Genomic DNA, 15,152 nt, shown 5'->3' with positions numbered 1-15,152 from the left:
TCACCGGCTCCGGCCCGGCCGCCGTGTCCATCCGCTCCGTCGCCGCCGAGGCGGGCTGGTCGACCGGAGCGCTGCGCCACTACTTCCCCACACGCGAGGACCTGCTCGTCTTCGCCATGAACCTGTCCGAGGAACGCGCCACCCAGCGCATCCAGGACCTGAACCACACCCTGTCCCCGCACACGCCGCTCCTGGAGCGCGTGGCCGAGTACGCCGAGCAGCTCCTGCCCCTGGACGCCACCCGCCGCGCCGAGTACCTGGCCTGGGAGGCCGCCGGGATGCTGGGGGAGTACGACCGCGACCGGGAACGGCGCTGGAACAGCCAGCGCAGGCTCTACCGCCACCTGGTCGCCGCCGTCGCCGACGTCGCGGTGGACGACCCCCTCCGGCCCCACCCCGACCCGTGGGTGGAGGAGTGGTCGGAGCACCTGCACACCCAGGTGGACGGACTCGCACTCCAGATCATGGTCACGCCGGGCATGACCGACACGGACGACGTCCGACGTCGACTGCGCGCCTTCCTGGCCCGGCTCCAGGAGGCCTGCCGGTACCGCGGCATCCCCTGACCCGCGCGGGAGGGCGTCCCCGCGTCGAGGCGTTGCTATGTGTGGGGCGTGTGTTCTCCGCTGTGCCCCGTGACCGATACTGGGTGGTGGCAGTGGCCGGAACCAACGGGGGAGACGCGTGTGACCACCAGCAGTGAGACGACTTCCGGCGCCCAGCTCGAACTGGCCTACAGAGCAGCCGTGGCCGACGACGTCCCCGCCCTCGTCGAACTGGTGAACTCCTGCTACCGGGGCGACAGCTCCCGGAAGGGCTGGACCACCGAGGCCGACCTGCTCGACGGCCAGCGCGTGGACGCCGACGGCATGGCCGAATTGCTGGAGCGCACCAACACGATCGTCCTGGTCGCCGAGGCCGAGGGGCGGATCGTCGCCTGCTGCGAGCTCCAGCGCGGCATCAGCGGCGCCTACTTCGGCATGTTCTCGGTGCTGCCCACCATCCAGGGCGGCGGCCTGGGCAAGCGGGTCCTGGCCGAGGCCGAGGCCACCGCGGCCCGTGAGTGGGGCTGCCGACTGATGCGGATGAAGGTGCTCAAGCAGCGCCCGGACCTAATCGCCTGGTACGAGCGGCGCGGCTACACCAACACCGGCAAGACCGAGCCCTTCCCCTACGGTGACGAGAACTTCGGCCTGCCCAAGCGCGCCGACCTGGCCTTCGTCGAGCTCACCCGGGAGCTGCCCGCGCCCTGACACCGGCCGGGGGCCGGGGGGGTCGGGGCCGTGGAGCCGACCGCCTCAGCCCTGTTCGAGGTTGGCCGACATCCGCTCCAACACGTCGACGGTGGCCCGGTACTCCTGCTCGCTGATTCCGCGCGAGAGGCGTCGCCGGGCCTCGTCGACCCTGGCGAAGAGGGCCTCGTGCTCGGCCTCGCCCGCCGGTGTCAGCGCCAGGGAGACCAGGCCCTCGACCCAGCCGCGCTGGCGCAGCTGCTCCACCACCGGGGTGACGCTGTACTCGCCCTCGTCCAGGAACGCGGCGAGCCTGCGGTCCAGGTCGGCGATGGTGCCGGGGTCGGTGTGCAGGGAGTTGAGCCCCTGCCAGTGGCGGCGCCCCAACGACTCCGAGGCCAGGACCCGGTCGAGGTCGTTCTCGATGAGCCGGTCCAGGTGTTTGAGCCAGTAACCGATCGGCAGATCGGACATGGTGCCTCCTCCCGTGCGGCTCGGACGAACCGCAGTACCTTGCCGATACATCGAAGATATATCGCCCGACGGTGGTCCGCCAGCGTCCCGGGTGGTGTCGGTGCCCCTTGCTAGCGTTCCCCCATGTCCTGCCCACCTCTCCCTCCGGGGCTGCGAATCATCCGCGGTGACGCCACCAACCCCCACGCCTCCGGCCCCAAGGTCATCGCCCACGTGTGCAACGACCGGGGCGGCTGGGGCAGGGGTTTCGTCCTGGCCCTGTCCAGGCGCTGGCCCGAACCCGAGCGCGACTACCGGGCCTGGCACCGTCAGCGGGCGCGCAACGACTTCGCGCTGGGGGCCGTGCGCCTGGTGCGCGTCAGGCCCGACACGTGGGTGGCGAACATGGTCGCCNGGCCCGCCCATCCGCTACGAGGCGATCGCCTCCTGCCTGCGCGCCCTCGCCGACCACGCGCGCGAACTGGACGCCACCGTGCACATGCCACGCATCGGCTGCGGACTGGCCGGAGGCCGCTGGGAACGCGTCCAGCCCCTGATCGAGGCCGAACTCCTCAGCAGGGGCGTCCAGGTCACCGTCTACGACCACGACTGAGCCGGGCGCACGGGCGCGGTCAGACGCGGCACAGGACCGCGCCGCGCGGGATCACGAACACCCCGTCGGGGTCCCGGCTCCACGCCCTCCAGCCCGCCGAGACGCGCTCCAGCTCCTCCCGGGTGGCGTGCCCCTCCTCCACGGCCTGGCGGCCCATGTCCGACTCCAGGATGCGCCTGGCCCACATGCCGCCCCACCAGGCACGGCGTTCGTCGGAGGAGTGGTTCCACACCTCGGCCACGTAGGTGACCTCGGTGAATCCGGCCGCGCGGGCCCAGGCGAGCATGTGCCGCCCCGCGTCGGGTTCGCCGCCGTTGCCGCGCGCGACGCGCTGGTACAGGTCCATCCACGTGTCCAGTTCGGGCCTGCGCGGGTACCAGTACATGCCGGAGTAGTCGCTGTCGCAGGCGGCCACGACACCGCCGGGCCTGGCCACACGGCGCATCTCGGCCAGGGCCCCGACCGGGTCGGCCACGTGTTGCAGGACCTGGTGGGCGTGGACGACGTCGAAGGAGTCGTCGGGCAGGTCCAGCTTGTGGACGTCGCCCACCAGGAACTCGATGCCCTCGACCCCGGCCTCCTCGGCGGTGGCGCGGGCGAGGTCGACCGCCTCGGCCGAGGCGTCCACCGCGGTGACCGGCCCGGGCGCGACCCGGCGGGCGAGGTCGGCGGTGATGCTGCCCGGACCGCACCCCACGTCCAGCAGCGACCGGCCGGGGACCATCTCGTCGAGTGCGTAGGCGGCGGAGTTCTCCGCGCCGCGCCAACGGTAGGAGTCGGTGACCGTGGGGTGTTGGCCGTGGGTGTAACGCGTCATGGAGCAGCCCTCTCAGAGGTCGCCGGGTGGAGCGAACACCCCGGACCCTACACCAGGCGTCTCTAAAAGTGAGATTCCATTCTCGCGATACGAGACACCTGCGAACCGAAGCGGCTTCGGACCGCATGGGTGGAGGCGTCCTTCTCCGCTTCCGCGCCCGGGGAGGACTGGCAGTCCTCGTCAGGAGCGGACCACGTATGGCAGCGTCCACCGGCCGCCGCAGGCAGAGGGTGGAGGTGTCCATCGAGAAAGGAACCTCCATGCCCTACCCCACTGATCGTCCCGCCGTCTGGTTCGTCACCGGTACATCGCGCGGCCTCGGCCTGGCCCTGGTCACCTACCTGCTGGGGCGCGGCGACCATGTCGCCGCGACGACACGTTCGTCGGAGCGCCTGCTCGCCGGACTCGCGAACGTCGACACGACCAACCTGCTCGCACTCGAGGTCCCGCTGACGGACGAGTCCCAGGTCGTACGTGCGATCGCCGACACGACCGACCGCTTCGGACGCATCGATGTCGTCGTCAACAACGCCGGCTACGGCTACCTCGGTACCGTCGAGGAGACCAGTGACGCTGACGTGCGAGCGATGTTCGATGTGCAGATCGGTGGCACCTGGAACGTCATCCGTTCGGTCCTGCCCCAGATGCGTGCTGCTGGCACCGGCCACATCATCAACGTCTCCTCGATTCTGGGCGTGCTGTCCTTCCCGGGCTGGGGCCTGTACTGTGCGGCGAAGTTCGCGGTGGAGGGTCTGTCCGAGTCGCTTGCCGCGGAGGTCGCCGACCTCGGAGTCCGTGTCTCGATCATCGAGCCCGGCTACTTCAACACGGACTTCCTGACCGACCACTCCCTCGCCCTCGCCGACAACGTCTCCGAGGCCTACCCGGGGGTCCGCGAGATGATCGACACGCACAAGGCGATGCCGGGCAGCCAGCCCGGCGACCCGGACAAGGCCGCCGCCGCGCTCGTGACCATCGCTCAGCAGGAGGACGGCCTCCTGCGTCAGCAGCTCGGTTCCGACTCCTCCGGACTCGCCGAGGGCAAGGCGGATTCCCTGAAGGCCGAGATCCTGGCAGGACGCGAGCTCGCGCACAGCACCGATTACGTGCGCTGAACCGTCACCGGGAGCACCACCCCGGGTGGGTGGCCCGTACCGTCACCGGTACGGGCCACCCACCCGGGGTACACCTTCGGCCACGCCGGACAAGGAGAAAGCACCCGTCCTGCCGCTCATCCACATGACCGTCCCCGGGAGCCCCCTCCCCGACCAGGAACGCGACCGACTCGCCGAGGACCTCACGACCATGCCTCGGCGTTGAGAGAGTGCCGCAATGAACGATCCGCACCGCGAACTCGGCCAGTTCCTGCGCCGCGCCCGCGCCAACCGCGACCCCCAGCAGACCGGTCTGCTTCCCGACGGACGCGTTCGTCGGGTACCCGGGCTACGGCGTGAAGAAGTCGCCCTGCTCGCTGGAGTCTCCACCGACTACTACGCCCGGCTTGAGCAGGGCCGACACCTCACCCCCTCACCCCAGGTCCTCGATGCTCTGGCACGGGCACTCGACCTCGACGACGCCGGCGTCAAGTACGTGCGCGAACTGGTGGCGACCGCCGAAAACCCGGGCGCTCGCACACGCTCGCACGTACAGCGCGTCCGGCCGGGACTACACCAACTGCTGGACTCCTTCTCGTCGCAGCCCGCCCTCGTCCTCGGCCGCCGTACCGACGTCCTCGCGTCCAACGCCCTCGCACGTGCGCTGTTCGCCGACTTCAACGCGATGCCCGCCAAGCACCGCAACTACGCCAGATGGATGCTCCTGGACCCCCAGGCCCAGGAGCTCTTCGTCGACTGGGAGGAGCAGGCCCGCAACGCCGTCGAAGCTCTCCGCCTCGACGCGGCCGCCACCCCGGACGACCAGGGCACCCAGCGGCTCATCGGCGAGCTCTCGCTTGCGTGCCCACCTTTCCGGCACTGGTGGTCAGCCCACCGGGTACACCAACGCACCCACGGCACCAAACGCCTCCACCACCCTCTCGTCGGCGAGCTCGACGTCCAGTACGAGACCCTCGTGCTCCCCGGCGACCCACGGCAGGCGCTCTACGTCTACACGGCCGAACCCGGCACCGAGTCGCACGACGCACTGGCGCTCCTCTCAAGCTGGACCCACTCCAGCGGCACCGTCGTCCAACGAAGTCGCGCTGAGGGCTCACGCTGACGGCTGCCCGGCGCGCGGCCGACCTCCGCACCGGCCGCGGTGAACGCCTCCAGCTGACGGCCGGGCCGCGAGCGGGTCCGGACCTCCCGAAGAACCTCGGCGTGTGCCGATGAGTTCCGGGCCTCGCACGTGTCCTCATGGACAGGGAGGGCGCGGACCGCGCCCCGCACCGAGAGGATCGAGACGATGACCCGGCTCAACAAGATCACTCCCTGCCTGTGGTTCGACACCCAGGCCGAGGAGGCGGCCAACTTCTACGTCGGCCTCTTCGGCAACTCGCGCATCCTCCAGGTGCGCCACTTCGGCCCGGGCGGGCCCCGCCCCGCCGACATGGTGCTCACCGTGGACTTCGAGATCGACGGCCAGCAGATCACCGCCCTCAACGGCGGCCCAGAGTTCACCTTCTCCGAGGCGGTCTCGCTCCAGGTCATCTGCGACAGCCAGGAGGAGTCCGACCACTACTGGGCCAAGCTCAGCGAGGGCGGAGAGGAGGGCCAGTGCGGCTGGCTCAAGGACCGCTTCGGCTTCTCCTGGCAGGTTTTTCCCGCCGAGCTCGACGATCTGCTGTTCGACGCCGACCCCGGCAGGGCCGGGCGCGCCATGCAGGCGATGATGAAGATGACCCGGATCGACCTGGCCGAGATCCGCCGGGCCGCGGACGACTCCTGACTCCACGGCCGTCGCCCGCGCCGGGAGACGGCGGCGCGGGCGACACCCCTCGCAGGCCTGCTGGTGAGTGGTCCGGAAGCGTTTTTGGTGTGACGCGCGGGCCCCGACCTGCGTAGGCGAACTCGGTGGACCCTTCCGGTCACCGCGTCAGACGCGGATGAGGGACAGGTATGCCAGACCGATCGTGCTCCGGGCACCGCGGACGCGGAACTCGCGGTGGCGGTCGGCCCTGGCCCGCACTTCGGCGGCGTCGGGGGAGTCGGGGTGGTCCAGCAGCCACTCCTCCCATCCCCGGGCGTGCCGGGACTCGAAGTCGTCCCACTCCTCCAGGCTCGCCTGGGACAGCGCCCGCAACCGGAAGCCGTGGGAGAGCGCGAGGTCCACCAGGTCGGGAAGGAAGCGGTACTGGGCGCGCGGGACGTCGCGCATGGCCGCCAGCTCCCCCTCGGTCGGCTCGCGCAGCCAGAAGCACTCACCGAACAGGAACCGTCCGCCGGGCGCGAGCATGGCGCTGACCGCCTCCAGGGCGTTGACGGTGTGCTCCACCGGGTCGCCGCCCCACACGTGGCTGGCGCCGTTGTTGACCACCACGTCCGCGTGCGCGCCGGACCAGGCGCCCACGTCACCGACCACGAGCTCGACGCGCTCGTCCAGTCCCCGGGCCCGGGCGTTGGCGCGTCCGTGCTCGATCGCCTCCCGGCCCAGGTCGATGCCCAGCCCGGTGGCGGTCGGCTCGCTCTCCAGGGCGCGCAGCAGCAGTTCGGCCCAGCCGCAGCCGATGTCGACGACACGCCTGCCCTCCAGGGAGTCCAGGTCGCGGACCAGCCGGGCGGCGTGGGCGTCGGAGAGCGGTCCGTTGAAGTCGGCGTCGCGGTACAGGGGAGGAATCGCTGGGGTGACCATCAGAGCACCGTCGCGCAGCCCCCGGCCCGGTGTCCACCGGATTTGTGGGCGCGTCCGGTGACGGCGGACCGCGCGGGCTCGGCGGCCTTTCGTCCGACCCGGTGTGTCGGCCCACGACCTCCGGTGCCCCGTTCGGACGTACCCGGCCCGCTTCCGTGCGTTCCTCAGGGGCGCAGCGCGCAGTCCCCGCAGTACCCAGCCCCCGGCAGCCGGTAGTACAGGCAGCACGTGGTGCGGCGGAACACCCCCAACCCGGAGGCGTCCGTCCCGGTGTAACCGCCGGTACCGTCCAGGGACGGGCGCGTCAGCAGGTCCGCGGCCACGGCCTCGGCCCGCGCGGCGTGCTCGGGCCGGTCCTCTCCCAGGGCGCGCACGGCCCCGGCCAGGGCCGCGGCGGTGTTGCCCCGCAGCAACCCAGGCGCCACCCGGCCCGCTCCGGCCAGCCCCCGCGCGACGCGGGCCATCACCCCCAGGACGACCGTGCGCTCGATCCAGTCGGCCAGCTCCGCCGTTCCGCCGACCACCGGCGCGGCCCGCTGCTGCGAGGTGCGCAGCACCACCGGCCCCCGCCGGTGCGGATCACCGTGGAAACGCGCCGCGTCCACCAGCGCACCATGGCACACCCCGGCCGCCAGTACCGGGGACAGCACACGTGTGGCCAACCCCTGGTGGAACACCGACGCCGCCACCCGCCACTCCACCCGCGTGTTCGGTTCCGCCGACAGTCCCGCCAGGCGGACGCGCACCCCCTCCACCTCCGCGGCGAGCGTTCCCGGAGCCACCGCACACCCACCGCCCAGCGGCAGCCACCCCGGTCCGGGCGGGCCCGTCTCCAGGGCGAACAGCATGTTGATCCGGCCGACCTCCGCCAGGACCGGCCGTACCTCCACGTCCGTGCCGTCCACTCCCGCACCCGCTCCTTCCGTCCGGCGACCCCGGGTGGTGCCAGCACCACCGCGACTCCACGTGTTGTTGGGCTCGTACCGTCACAGCCGTCAAACCTAGATTGGTCCTGTGGCCGGTCACAGCACACACGACAGCACCAGACGGAGCGTGGGAGGAGGGTTCCTCCCGCGTGCCCTCGCCGGTCTGCCCCGCGTGGCCGAAGCCTACGGGCCCACCTGGCGGGTGCGCCTGGTCGAGGTCCTGCACCTGATGACCTCCCTGGCCCTGGCGCTGTGCTACCTGGTGCCCGCGTTCCTGCTCGTGGTCGCGGCCACCTGGGTCGGCTTCGCCGTCTCCGGCCCCTGGCTGCCCGAGGTGTCGCGGCTGGCTCCCGACCGGCTGTCCCTGGACATGGCCTTCTTCCTGGTCGTCCTCCCGGCCGCCGCGACCCTGCTGGCCCGCCTGTCCTGCCGGGTCCAGCGCAACCGGCTGGACAACGTCTTCGGGATCGTGGAGACCAGCCCGCCCGACCCCCTGGCCGACGACAACCCGTTCCTGCGGGCCTGGCGGTTCGTGTTCGGGCGCGAGGCCTGGTCGGCGCTCGTCTACAGCACCGTCGCCGGACTCCACGGCCTCCTGGCCGGGGGCGTGGTCGTGGTGCTGGTGGTGTGTGGCGGCGCGGCGGCCTTCGGTGCCCTGATCGGCACCGTGTTCGTCCTGGTGCGGGGCACCCCCGATGACCTGGTCGGTCCGCTGGTCCTGGTCGCGGTCGGCCCGCTGTGCGCCCTCGTGGGCCTGCGCCTGGCCCCCTTCATGGTCGCCACCGAGGTCCTGCTGCACCGCATGCTCCTGTTCGAGGCGCCCGAGGTGCGCATCCGCCGCCGTCTGGTCCACGTCCAGGACAGCCGTCTGCGCATGGTCGACGCCGCTGAGGCCGAACGACGCCGTATCGAACGCGACCTGCACGACGGGGCCCAGCAGCGGCTGCTCGCTCTGACCATGACCCTGACCCGGGCGCGCTCACGCGTGGCCAGCGACCCCGACGCGGCCCTGGAGCTGATCACCGAGGCCCAGAGCGAGTCCCGGGAGGTCATGGAGGAGCTGCGCCAGGTCGCGCGCGGGCTCCACCCCCGGGTCCTGACCGACCATGGTCTGAGCGCGGCCCTGCCCGTGGCCGCCGGACGCGCCCCGGTGCCCGTGCGGGTCGACGTCGAACTTCCCGAGCGCCCCTCCTCGCGCGCCGAGGGGGTGGCCTACTACGTGGCCTGCGAGGCGCTCACCAACGTCGCCAAGCACGCGCGGGCCGCTCGGGTCACCGTGGCCGCGACGCGGGTGGAGCGCCCCTCCCGGCGCGGCGGAGACCTGTTGCGGCTCACCGTCACCGACGACGGGGTCGGAGGCGCCGACCCCGAGACGGGCACGGGCCTGTACGGCCTGTGGGACCGTGTGGACGCGGTCGACGGAACCCTGACCGTTCACAGCCCGGTCGGTCAGGGCACCGTCCTGACCGCCGACATCCCCTGGGAGGCATGACCGTGTACACCACCGTGAACCCCGCCCCGCCGCCCGAGAAGGGGATGCGGGTGATCATCGCCGAGGACTCGGTGCTGCTGCGCAGCGGTATGGCCCGGCTGCTGGAGGACGCGGGCGTGGAGATCGTCGAGCAGGTCGGTGACGCCGACGCGCTGTTGCGCGCGGTGGAGGAGCACCCCGAGGTGGACCTGTGCCTGGTCGACATCCGCATGCCGCCCACCTACTCCGAGGAGGGCATCCAGGCGGGCGTCGCCATCCGGCGGAGGTTTCCGGATGTGGCGGTGCTGCTGCTGTCCCAGCACGTGGTCAGCCGCTACGCCGCGGACCTGCTCGGCGGCGGCTCCAGCAGGGTCGGCTACCTGCTCAAGGATCGGGTCGCCGACATCGACGAGTTCCTGGCGGTGCTGCGTCGTGTGGCGGGGGGAGGCGCCGCCATCGACCCGGAGGTGGTCTCGCAGCTGCTCAGCCGCCGCCGGGACAGCGCCCTGGAGCGCCTGACCCCCCGGGAGGCGGAGGTGCTGGAGGTGATGGCCCAGGGGCTGAACAACGCGGGTATCGCGGCTCGGCTGACCGTCACCGAACGCGCCGTGGAAAAGCACATCCGCTCCATCTTCACCAAGCTCGACCTGGGCCACGACGACTACGACCACCGCAGGGTCCGGGCCGTCCTGCGCTACCTGCGCGGCGCGGATCGGGCCTGACCGAACAGGACGAACCAAGGGGGCGAGAGCCCGCCGGAAAGGGATGACCGTGACATTCAAGGCACGGGGTGTGTACGCCTCGTCGAGCAAGGAGCCGCGCAGATTCCGCGTGAGGTCATGGTTGCTCCTGGGCGCCGCACTGGCGGCGGCCCTGGTGCTGGGGACCGTGGTCGTGGTCGTGGGCAAGGTGGGCGTGATACACGACAGCGACACCTCCTCCTTCTCCGGCCCACAGGCCGTGGAGTTCGACAACGGCACCAACGGAGACGTCACCTTCACCCGCGGCGACGGGGACGAGGTCCGGGTGGAGCGCGCCATGCGTGGAACCCCCTTCTCCGTGCCGACGGAGTCCGTCGAGGAAGACGACGGCGTCCTGGAACTGGAGGCCAGCTGCGCGGGCCTGCCGTTCTTCGATTGCTGGATCGACTACGAGATCACCGTCCCGGCGGGAACCGACCTGACCGTGGAGACCACCATCGGCCGGATCGTCACCGAGGGCGTCGACGGCGTACTGGACCTGGGCAGCACCGTCGGATCCGTGCGGGTCTCGGGCAACAGCGGCGATGTCACCATCGAGACCGGCAGCGGTGAGATCGACGTGTCCGGGGTGGAGGGCTCGCTGGAGGCCGAGACCGCCAGCGGTGGGATCACCGCCCATGGGGCGGGCGAGCACCTGAAGGTCGCGAGCGTCTCCGGCGAGGTGGACGTGTCGGGGTTCAGCGCGCGCACGGTCGTGGCCGAGTCCGTCAGCGGCGGCGTGCGGGTGGGCGGAGGCTTCACCAGGGCGGAGGTCCACACGGTCTCGGGGGGCATCGAGGTCACCACCGGCGAGCCCTTCGAACTGCTGAACATGGAGAGCACCAGCGGCGATATCGACGTACGGGTGCCCGAGGGCGCCTACGCCGTCACCGACGAGTCCGTGTCCGGAGGCCGCCGCGTGGAGGTGGACACCTCCCCGGAGGCGGACGCGCGTATCCGGGCCGAGACCGTCAGCGGCTCCATGAACGTCACCTACGGCTGAGACGCGCGGAGTTCGAAGCGCAGCGCCGCCCAGTCCGAGTCGATCGGTACCTGGTCGGTGCTGCGCCAACCGGCGTCCACGAGCAGATCCCAGCCCCGGTCCGCGCTCAGGTCGGTGATGATGGTGCCGCCGCGCCGGGGATAGCACACCCACAGGCGGGTGCGCGGCCCCACCAGGGCCAGGGTCCGGGGCACCTCACGGCCCACGGTGCCCCGGTCCAGGGTGAACAGGTGGACGTCGTCGTAGTCGGCGCCCTCGATGGGCCCCAGGTCGATGTGGAGGTCGGTGGGCGGGTCCAGCAGCCGCAGGTAGCGTTCGGGGGCGTTGAGGACGAGCAGCCGGTCGCCGGGGCGCACCCCGAGCCTTTGAGCGAGAGTGTCCGAGGTATCCGACATGTCCTCCTCCGTTCGTGCCCTGCGAGCGGCCGTGCCCATCTCCCTGGCCACCGTACGGTCCACGGGCGGGGAAACCGAGCACCTTCCCTGCCTCGACCCCGAGATGACCGTGTTTTTATGATGCCTTCATGACAGATGACAACGGCGTACTGCGCTGGGGCGTGATCGGGACCGGCGGCATCGCGCACTCCTTCGTCGAGGCACTCGGAGCCACCCCCGCGGGCCGGATCACCGCGGTCGGCTCGCGCACACCCGAACGGGCCGAGGAGTTCGGCAAGGACTGGGACATCCCCGAGTGCCACGGCAGCTACGAGGACCTGGCCCAGAGCCCGAACGTGGACGCCGTCTACGTGGCCACCCCCCACCCCTGGCACCATCCCAACACCCTGACCTGCCTGAGGGCGGGCAAACACGTGCTGGTCGAAAAACCCATGGCGATGAACGCCCTCCAGGTCTCGCAGATGGTCGAGGCCGCCCGTGGGAGCGACCGCTTCCTGATGGAGGCGATGTGGACCCGCTACCTGCCCGCCTCCCGCCTGGTCCGCGACCTGGTCCAGGACGGGGCGATCGGCGAGGTGCACTGGGTCTCGGCGGAGTTCGGCATCAACGCCCCCTACGACCCCGACCACCGCCTTTTCAACGCCGACCTGGGCGGCGGCGCCCAGCTCGACCTGGGCGTGTACCCCCTGGCCCTGGCCTCGCACTACCTGGGCGAACTGACCGTGGTGGGCGCCACCCGCCAGCTCTCACCCGACCGGATGGTGGACACCCACACCACCGTGCTCGTGCGCGGGGAGAACGGGGGCACCGGCTCCCTGGCGTGTTCCTCGCGCACCACGATGCCCAACCGGGCCGTGCTGGCCGGGACGAAGGGCTGGCTGGAGATCCCCTACTTCTGGATGGCCACCGACGTGGTGCTGCACCGCGACGGGCACGAACCGGAGAAGTTCCACCGGCCCTTCCGCGCCAACGGCTACGAGTACGAGGCCGAGGAGGTCGCGCGCCGCGTGGCCGCGGGCGAACGCGAGAGCCCCGACATGCCCTGGGCCGAGAGCCTGCGCCTGGCCCGGCTCACCGACCAGATCCGCGACATGGGCGGGCTGGTCTACACCCCCGCCACCGTCAAGGCCGTGCCCCTGGCGTGAGACCGGCCGCTCCCGCCTTCGTGGGAGCGGTCCCACGCGTCGGTTCGGAGGCGCCCGCGGGGCGGTCGTCGGTTTCCTGCGGGCGCCTCCGAGCACGCAGGAGCCGCCCGGCGGTGGCCAGCGCCAGGGCGGGCGCGCTCATGCGCACCACCATCAGGAGGGCGTCGCGGGGGCCGACCTCGTGGGCGAAGTAGTCGTCGAGCGCGATGTATCCGCTGCGGGGACGGGTGCCGTAGATCCGGCCGTCGAACACGCGGTAGGCGTCGCGGACGAGCAGGGTGTCGGGGTCCAGGTGCGGACCGTCGCCCAGCCATTCGGCGGCCTCGCCCGCGACGCGCCGGACCCGAGCGGGGAGGGGCCGGAGCTCGTTGGGGAAGACCCGGGAGTCGCCCAGGTCCTGGCGCCACGCGGCGTAGACGGCCGGGTGGCGGGTGCGCAGGACGACGTAGGTGCGCCGGAGCGGGTGGGCGAGGACCTCGCGGGCCAGGAAGTGGGTCATCAGGGCCGCGGACAGGCCCGAGCGCCGGTGGTCGGGGTCCACGCCCGCCGCGTCCAGGTACAGGGCNGGGTGGTAGCCGCCCCAGCCGACGGGGGAGCCGTCGGGGCCCAGGATGAGCGCCAGGGTCGCGATCTGGTCGAAGAACCCGGCCTCGACCCGGGAGCGCCAGTAGGCCGAGTGGTCGGCGCCGAAGGCGCGTGCGGCCAGGGCGCGCAGGGTGCGGTGCAGACGCTCGCGGCAGGGCGGCGCCAGGGAGGCGGGGCAGTCCCAGCGGGCGACGCGGTAGCCGGGGCACAGGTCCCGGACGGTGGGTTGCGCGCTCAGGCCGCGCAGTTCGGGGACGGATTCGTGAACGGACATCTGCACCACAGCTTCCATCACTCTTCGGGTTTGGGTGACTCCTCAAAGTAGTGGATCTTGCGTGTGCTCGGGCGAACTCCGTCCGGCCGGGGAGCGGACGGGCTACGATTGCCGTACAGGGAACTTCCACGATCGGTAGGCAGGTATGTGCGCACAACCGGTACCGGACTGGCTCATCCCGCCGAGCAGAGGATTCAGAGCCGAGGACCTGGACATCCTGCCTGACTTGCCCCCCCACACGGAACTGATCGACGGGAGCCTTGTCCTCGTGAGTCCCCAGATGGGCTTCCACAGCGTTGTGGTGGACCTGCTCACCATCGGTCTACGGCACACGGTTCCCGCCCACTACCGTGTGCGTCGTGAGATGACCGTGACGCTCGGTCCTCGCCAGCGCCCTGAGCCGGACATCATGGTCGTGGACACCGAGGCAGTGGACGACCGGCAGAGCACCTTCCCCGCGAACGCGGTGGCGCTCGCGGTCGAGGTGGTGTCGCAGGAATCCATGGAACGGGACCGGCACCGCAAGCCCCAGCTCTACGCGGGAGCGGGCATCCCGCACTTCTGGCGGGTGGAGGACAACGACAACGCGCCCGTGGTGTACGTGTACGAACTGGACCCAGCCAAAGCCTGTTACGTACCCACCGGAATTCACCACGGGCGGCTCAAGGTCGCGCTTCCCTATACCGTCGACATCGACCTGACCGAGGTGGACCGGCTCTGACCAGCTACTCCGGGGCCGCCGCGCGGGCGAACCTGGTGGACAGGCGGGCCATGTGCTCGCGCAGCTCGGCGGGTTCCCACACCTCCATGTCCATGTCGAGCATGCCCAGGTAGCAGGCCATGTGCAGCATCGACCCCCCGGCGATCACCAGCACGCACGAGTGCTCGTCCCACGGCTCGATCTGCCCGAACCCCGCCGTCGCCCGTTCCGCCTCCTCCACCGGGACGAACAGTCTGACCCGTGCCCGCGTGGGCCACATGTGCACGTTCATCCGCTCCTCCAGGTAGGCGGCCACACCCTGCTCGGGCGGATCGCGCGGGGGCACCCGCGGACCGGTCGGGGTGAGCGGGCGCATCCGGTCCACCCGGAAGGTCCGCCAGTCGTCCCGGTCGTTGTCCCAGGCCACCAGGTACCAGCGCCGCCCCCGCGAGACCAGCCGGTGGGGTTCGACGGTCCGGCGCGAGGCGCTGCCGTCGTGGCGTTCGTAGTCGAAGCGCAACCGCTCACTGTCGCGGCAGGTACCGGCCACCAGGGCCAGCACGTCGGAGTCGACCGTGGGACCGTCCGAGGCCACGGGAACGGTGAAGGTGCCCAGGGCGTCCACCCTGCGGCGCAGCCGCGAGGGCAGCACCTGCAACAGCTTGGCCAGGGCCCGCACCGAGGTCTCCTCGATCCCCGACACCCCGCCCTGCGCGGCGGTGCGCAGGCCCACCGCGACCGCCACGGCCTCGTCGTCGTCCAACAGCAGCGGCGGCAGGGCGGCGCCCGCGCCGAGCTGGTATCCGCCCCCGGTACCCATGGTCGCCTGGATGGGATAGCCCAGCTCGCGGAGCCGGTCCACGTCACGGCGCACGGTACGCGCACTCACCTGGAGCCGGTCGGCGAGTTCACCACCCGGCCAGTCCCTGCGGGTCTGGAGGAGGGACAGCAGGCGCAGCAGGCGCGCGGAGGTCGCTCTCATACCGGCAAGTGTTCCAGGAGTGGAGGA

At 71.5% G+C, this 15,152-nt stretch carries 17 protein-coding genes; 10 read left to right on the top strand and 7 right to left on the bottom strand.

Going from position 1 to position 15,152, the window contains the following annotated elements:
• Together D455_RS0101405 and D455_RS0101400 are read left to right on the top strand one after the other, a co-directional pair.
• Nucleotides 1–566, top strand: a 566-nt coding sequence (locus D455_RS0101405; RefSeq protein WP_017568975.1) for a TetR/AcrR family transcriptional regulator, incomplete at its 5' end; no start/stop codon positions are given.
• A 120-nt stretch (nucleotides 567–686) separates the two neighbouring features.
• A complete protein-coding gene (locus tag D455_RS0101400; protein ID WP_017568974.1) occupies nucleotides 687–1,253 on the top strand; it encodes a GNAT family N-acetyltransferase in 567 nt (188 codons plus the stop codon).
• Nucleotides 1,254–1,298: 45 nt separating this feature from the next.
• Here D455_RS0101400 and D455_RS0101395 read toward each other — a convergent pair whose 3' ends face one another.
• Complete coding sequence (locus tag D455_RS0101395) at nucleotides 1,299–1,706, bottom strand: MarR family winged helix-turn-helix transcriptional regulator (RefSeq protein ID WP_017568973.1); 408 nt, start codon at nucleotides 1,704–1,706, stop codon at nucleotides 1,299–1,301.
• A gap of 611 nt (nucleotides 1,707–2,317) precedes the next feature.
• The gene (locus D455_RS0101385; RefSeq protein ID WP_017568971.1) at nucleotides 2,318–3,115 is read right to left on the bottom strand and encodes a class I SAM-dependent methyltransferase; all 798 of its coding nucleotides are present in this window, start codon (nucleotides 3,113–3,115) and stop codon (nucleotides 2,318–2,320) included.
• Nucleotides 3,116–3,312: 197 nt separating this feature from the next.
• On the opposite strand from D455_RS0101385, the gene D455_RS0101380 reads away from it, so the two are divergent.
• The 3 genes from D455_RS0101380 to D455_RS0101365 all read left to right on the top strand — a co-directional run bounded on the left by D455_RS0101380 (nucleotide 3,313) and on the right by D455_RS0101365 (nucleotide 6,001).
• The gene (locus D455_RS0101380; RefSeq protein WP_017568970.1) at nucleotides 3,313–4,230 is read left to right on the top strand and encodes an SDR family oxidoreductase; all 918 of its coding nucleotides are present in this window, start codon (nucleotides 3,313–3,315) and stop codon (nucleotides 4,228–4,230) included.
• A gap of 217 nt (nucleotides 4,231–4,447) precedes the next feature.
• Nucleotides 4,448–5,332, top strand: coding sequence for a helix-turn-helix domain-containing protein (locus D455_RS0101370; protein ID WP_017568969.1), 885 nt, complete (start codon nucleotides 4,448–4,450; stop codon nucleotides 5,330–5,332).
• Nucleotides 5,333–5,518: 186 nt separating this feature from the next.
• Entirely contained in the window at nucleotides 5,519–6,001 is a 483-nt protein-coding gene (locus D455_RS0101365; RefSeq protein ID WP_017568968.1) for a VOC family protein, read from the top strand.
• A 147-nt stretch (nucleotides 6,002–6,148) separates the two neighbouring features.
• Here the strand turns inward: D455_RS0101365 and D455_RS0101360 are convergent, their stop codons facing one another.
• Both D455_RS0101360 and D455_RS0101355 read right to left on the bottom strand, forming a co-directional pair.
• Nucleotides 6,149–6,904: an SAM-dependent methyltransferase gene (locus tag D455_RS0101360; protein ID WP_017568967.1), complete on the bottom strand. Its 756-nt coding sequence runs from the start codon at nucleotides 6,902–6,904 to the stop codon at nucleotides 6,149–6,151.
• 164 nt (nucleotides 6,905–7,068) lie between these two features.
• Nucleotides 7,069–7,809: a (2Fe-2S)-binding protein gene (locus tag D455_RS0101355; protein WP_017568966.1), complete on the bottom strand. Its 741-nt coding sequence runs from the start codon at nucleotides 7,807–7,809 to the stop codon at nucleotides 7,069–7,071.
• Nucleotides 7,810–8,002: 193 nt separating this feature from the next.
• Here D455_RS0101355 and D455_RS0101350 point away from each other — a divergent pair, with 193 nt between their 5' ends.
• Genes D455_RS0101350 through D455_RS0101340 form a run of 3 tightly spaced genes read left to right on the top strand, consistent with a single transcriptional unit; the run spans nucleotide 8,003 to nucleotide 11,044 of the window.
• Entirely contained in the window at nucleotides 8,003–9,322 is a 1,320-nt protein-coding gene (locus tag D455_RS0101350) for a sensor histidine kinase (protein ID WP_017568965.1), read from the top strand.
• Nucleotides 9,319–10,023, top strand: coding sequence for a response regulator transcription factor (locus D455_RS0101345; protein WP_017568964.1), 705 nt, complete (start codon nucleotides 9,319–9,321; stop codon nucleotides 10,021–10,023). Before D455_RS0101350 ends, D455_RS0101345 begins: the two co-directional genes overlap by 4 nt.
• A 49-nt stretch (nucleotides 10,024–10,072) precedes the next feature.
• On the top strand, nucleotides 10,073–11,044 hold the full coding sequence (locus tag D455_RS0101340; RefSeq protein WP_026122205.1) for a DUF4097 family beta strand repeat-containing protein: 972 nt from the start codon (nucleotides 10,073–10,075) through the stop codon (nucleotides 11,042–11,044).
• Here D455_RS0101340 and D455_RS0101335 read toward each other — a convergent pair.
• A complete protein-coding gene (locus D455_RS0101335) occupies nucleotides 11,035–11,439 on the bottom strand; it encodes a hypothetical protein (RefSeq protein WP_026122204.1) in 405 nt (134 codons plus the stop codon). The genes D455_RS0101340 and D455_RS0101335 overlap by 10 nt on opposite strands.
• A 128-nt stretch (nucleotides 11,440–11,567) precedes the next feature.
• Between D455_RS0101335 and D455_RS0101330 the strand changes: the two genes are divergently transcribed.
• Entirely contained in the window at nucleotides 11,568–12,584 is a 1,017-nt protein-coding gene (locus tag D455_RS0101330; RefSeq protein ID WP_017568961.1) for a Gfo/Idh/MocA family protein, read from the top strand.
• Here the strand turns inward: D455_RS0101330 and D455_RS0101325 are convergent.
• Complete coding sequence (locus D455_RS0101325; protein WP_083922094.1) at nucleotides 12,562–13,461, bottom strand: GNAT family N-acetyltransferase; 900 nt, start codon at nucleotides 13,459–13,461, stop codon at nucleotides 12,562–12,564. The genes D455_RS0101330 and D455_RS0101325 overlap by 23 nt on opposite strands.
• 127 nt (nucleotides 13,462–13,588) lie before the next feature.
• Here D455_RS0101325 and D455_RS0101320 point away from each other — a divergent pair, with 127 nt between their 5' ends.
• Entirely contained in the window at nucleotides 13,589–14,164 is a 576-nt protein-coding gene (locus tag D455_RS0101320) for a Uma2 family endonuclease (RefSeq protein WP_017568959.1), read from the top strand.
• Nucleotides 14,165–14,168: 4 nt separating this feature from the next.
• Here the strand turns inward: D455_RS0101320 and D455_RS0101315 are convergent, their stop codons facing one another.
• Complete coding sequence (locus tag D455_RS0101315) at nucleotides 14,169–15,125, bottom strand: helix-turn-helix transcriptional regulator (protein WP_017568958.1); 957 nt, start codon at nucleotides 15,123–15,125, stop codon at nucleotides 14,169–14,171.
• Nucleotides 15,126–15,152: the final 27 nt, after the last annotated feature.

It is taken from the genome of Nocardiopsis halotolerans DSM 44410 (assembly GCF_000341065.1).
GTDB lineage: Bacteria > Actinomycetota > Actinomycetes > Streptosporangiales > Streptosporangiaceae > Nocardiopsis > Nocardiopsis halotolerans.
The sequence above is the reverse complement of the archived record's forward strand: the minus strand, read 5'-3'. Positions and strand labels throughout refer to the sequence as shown.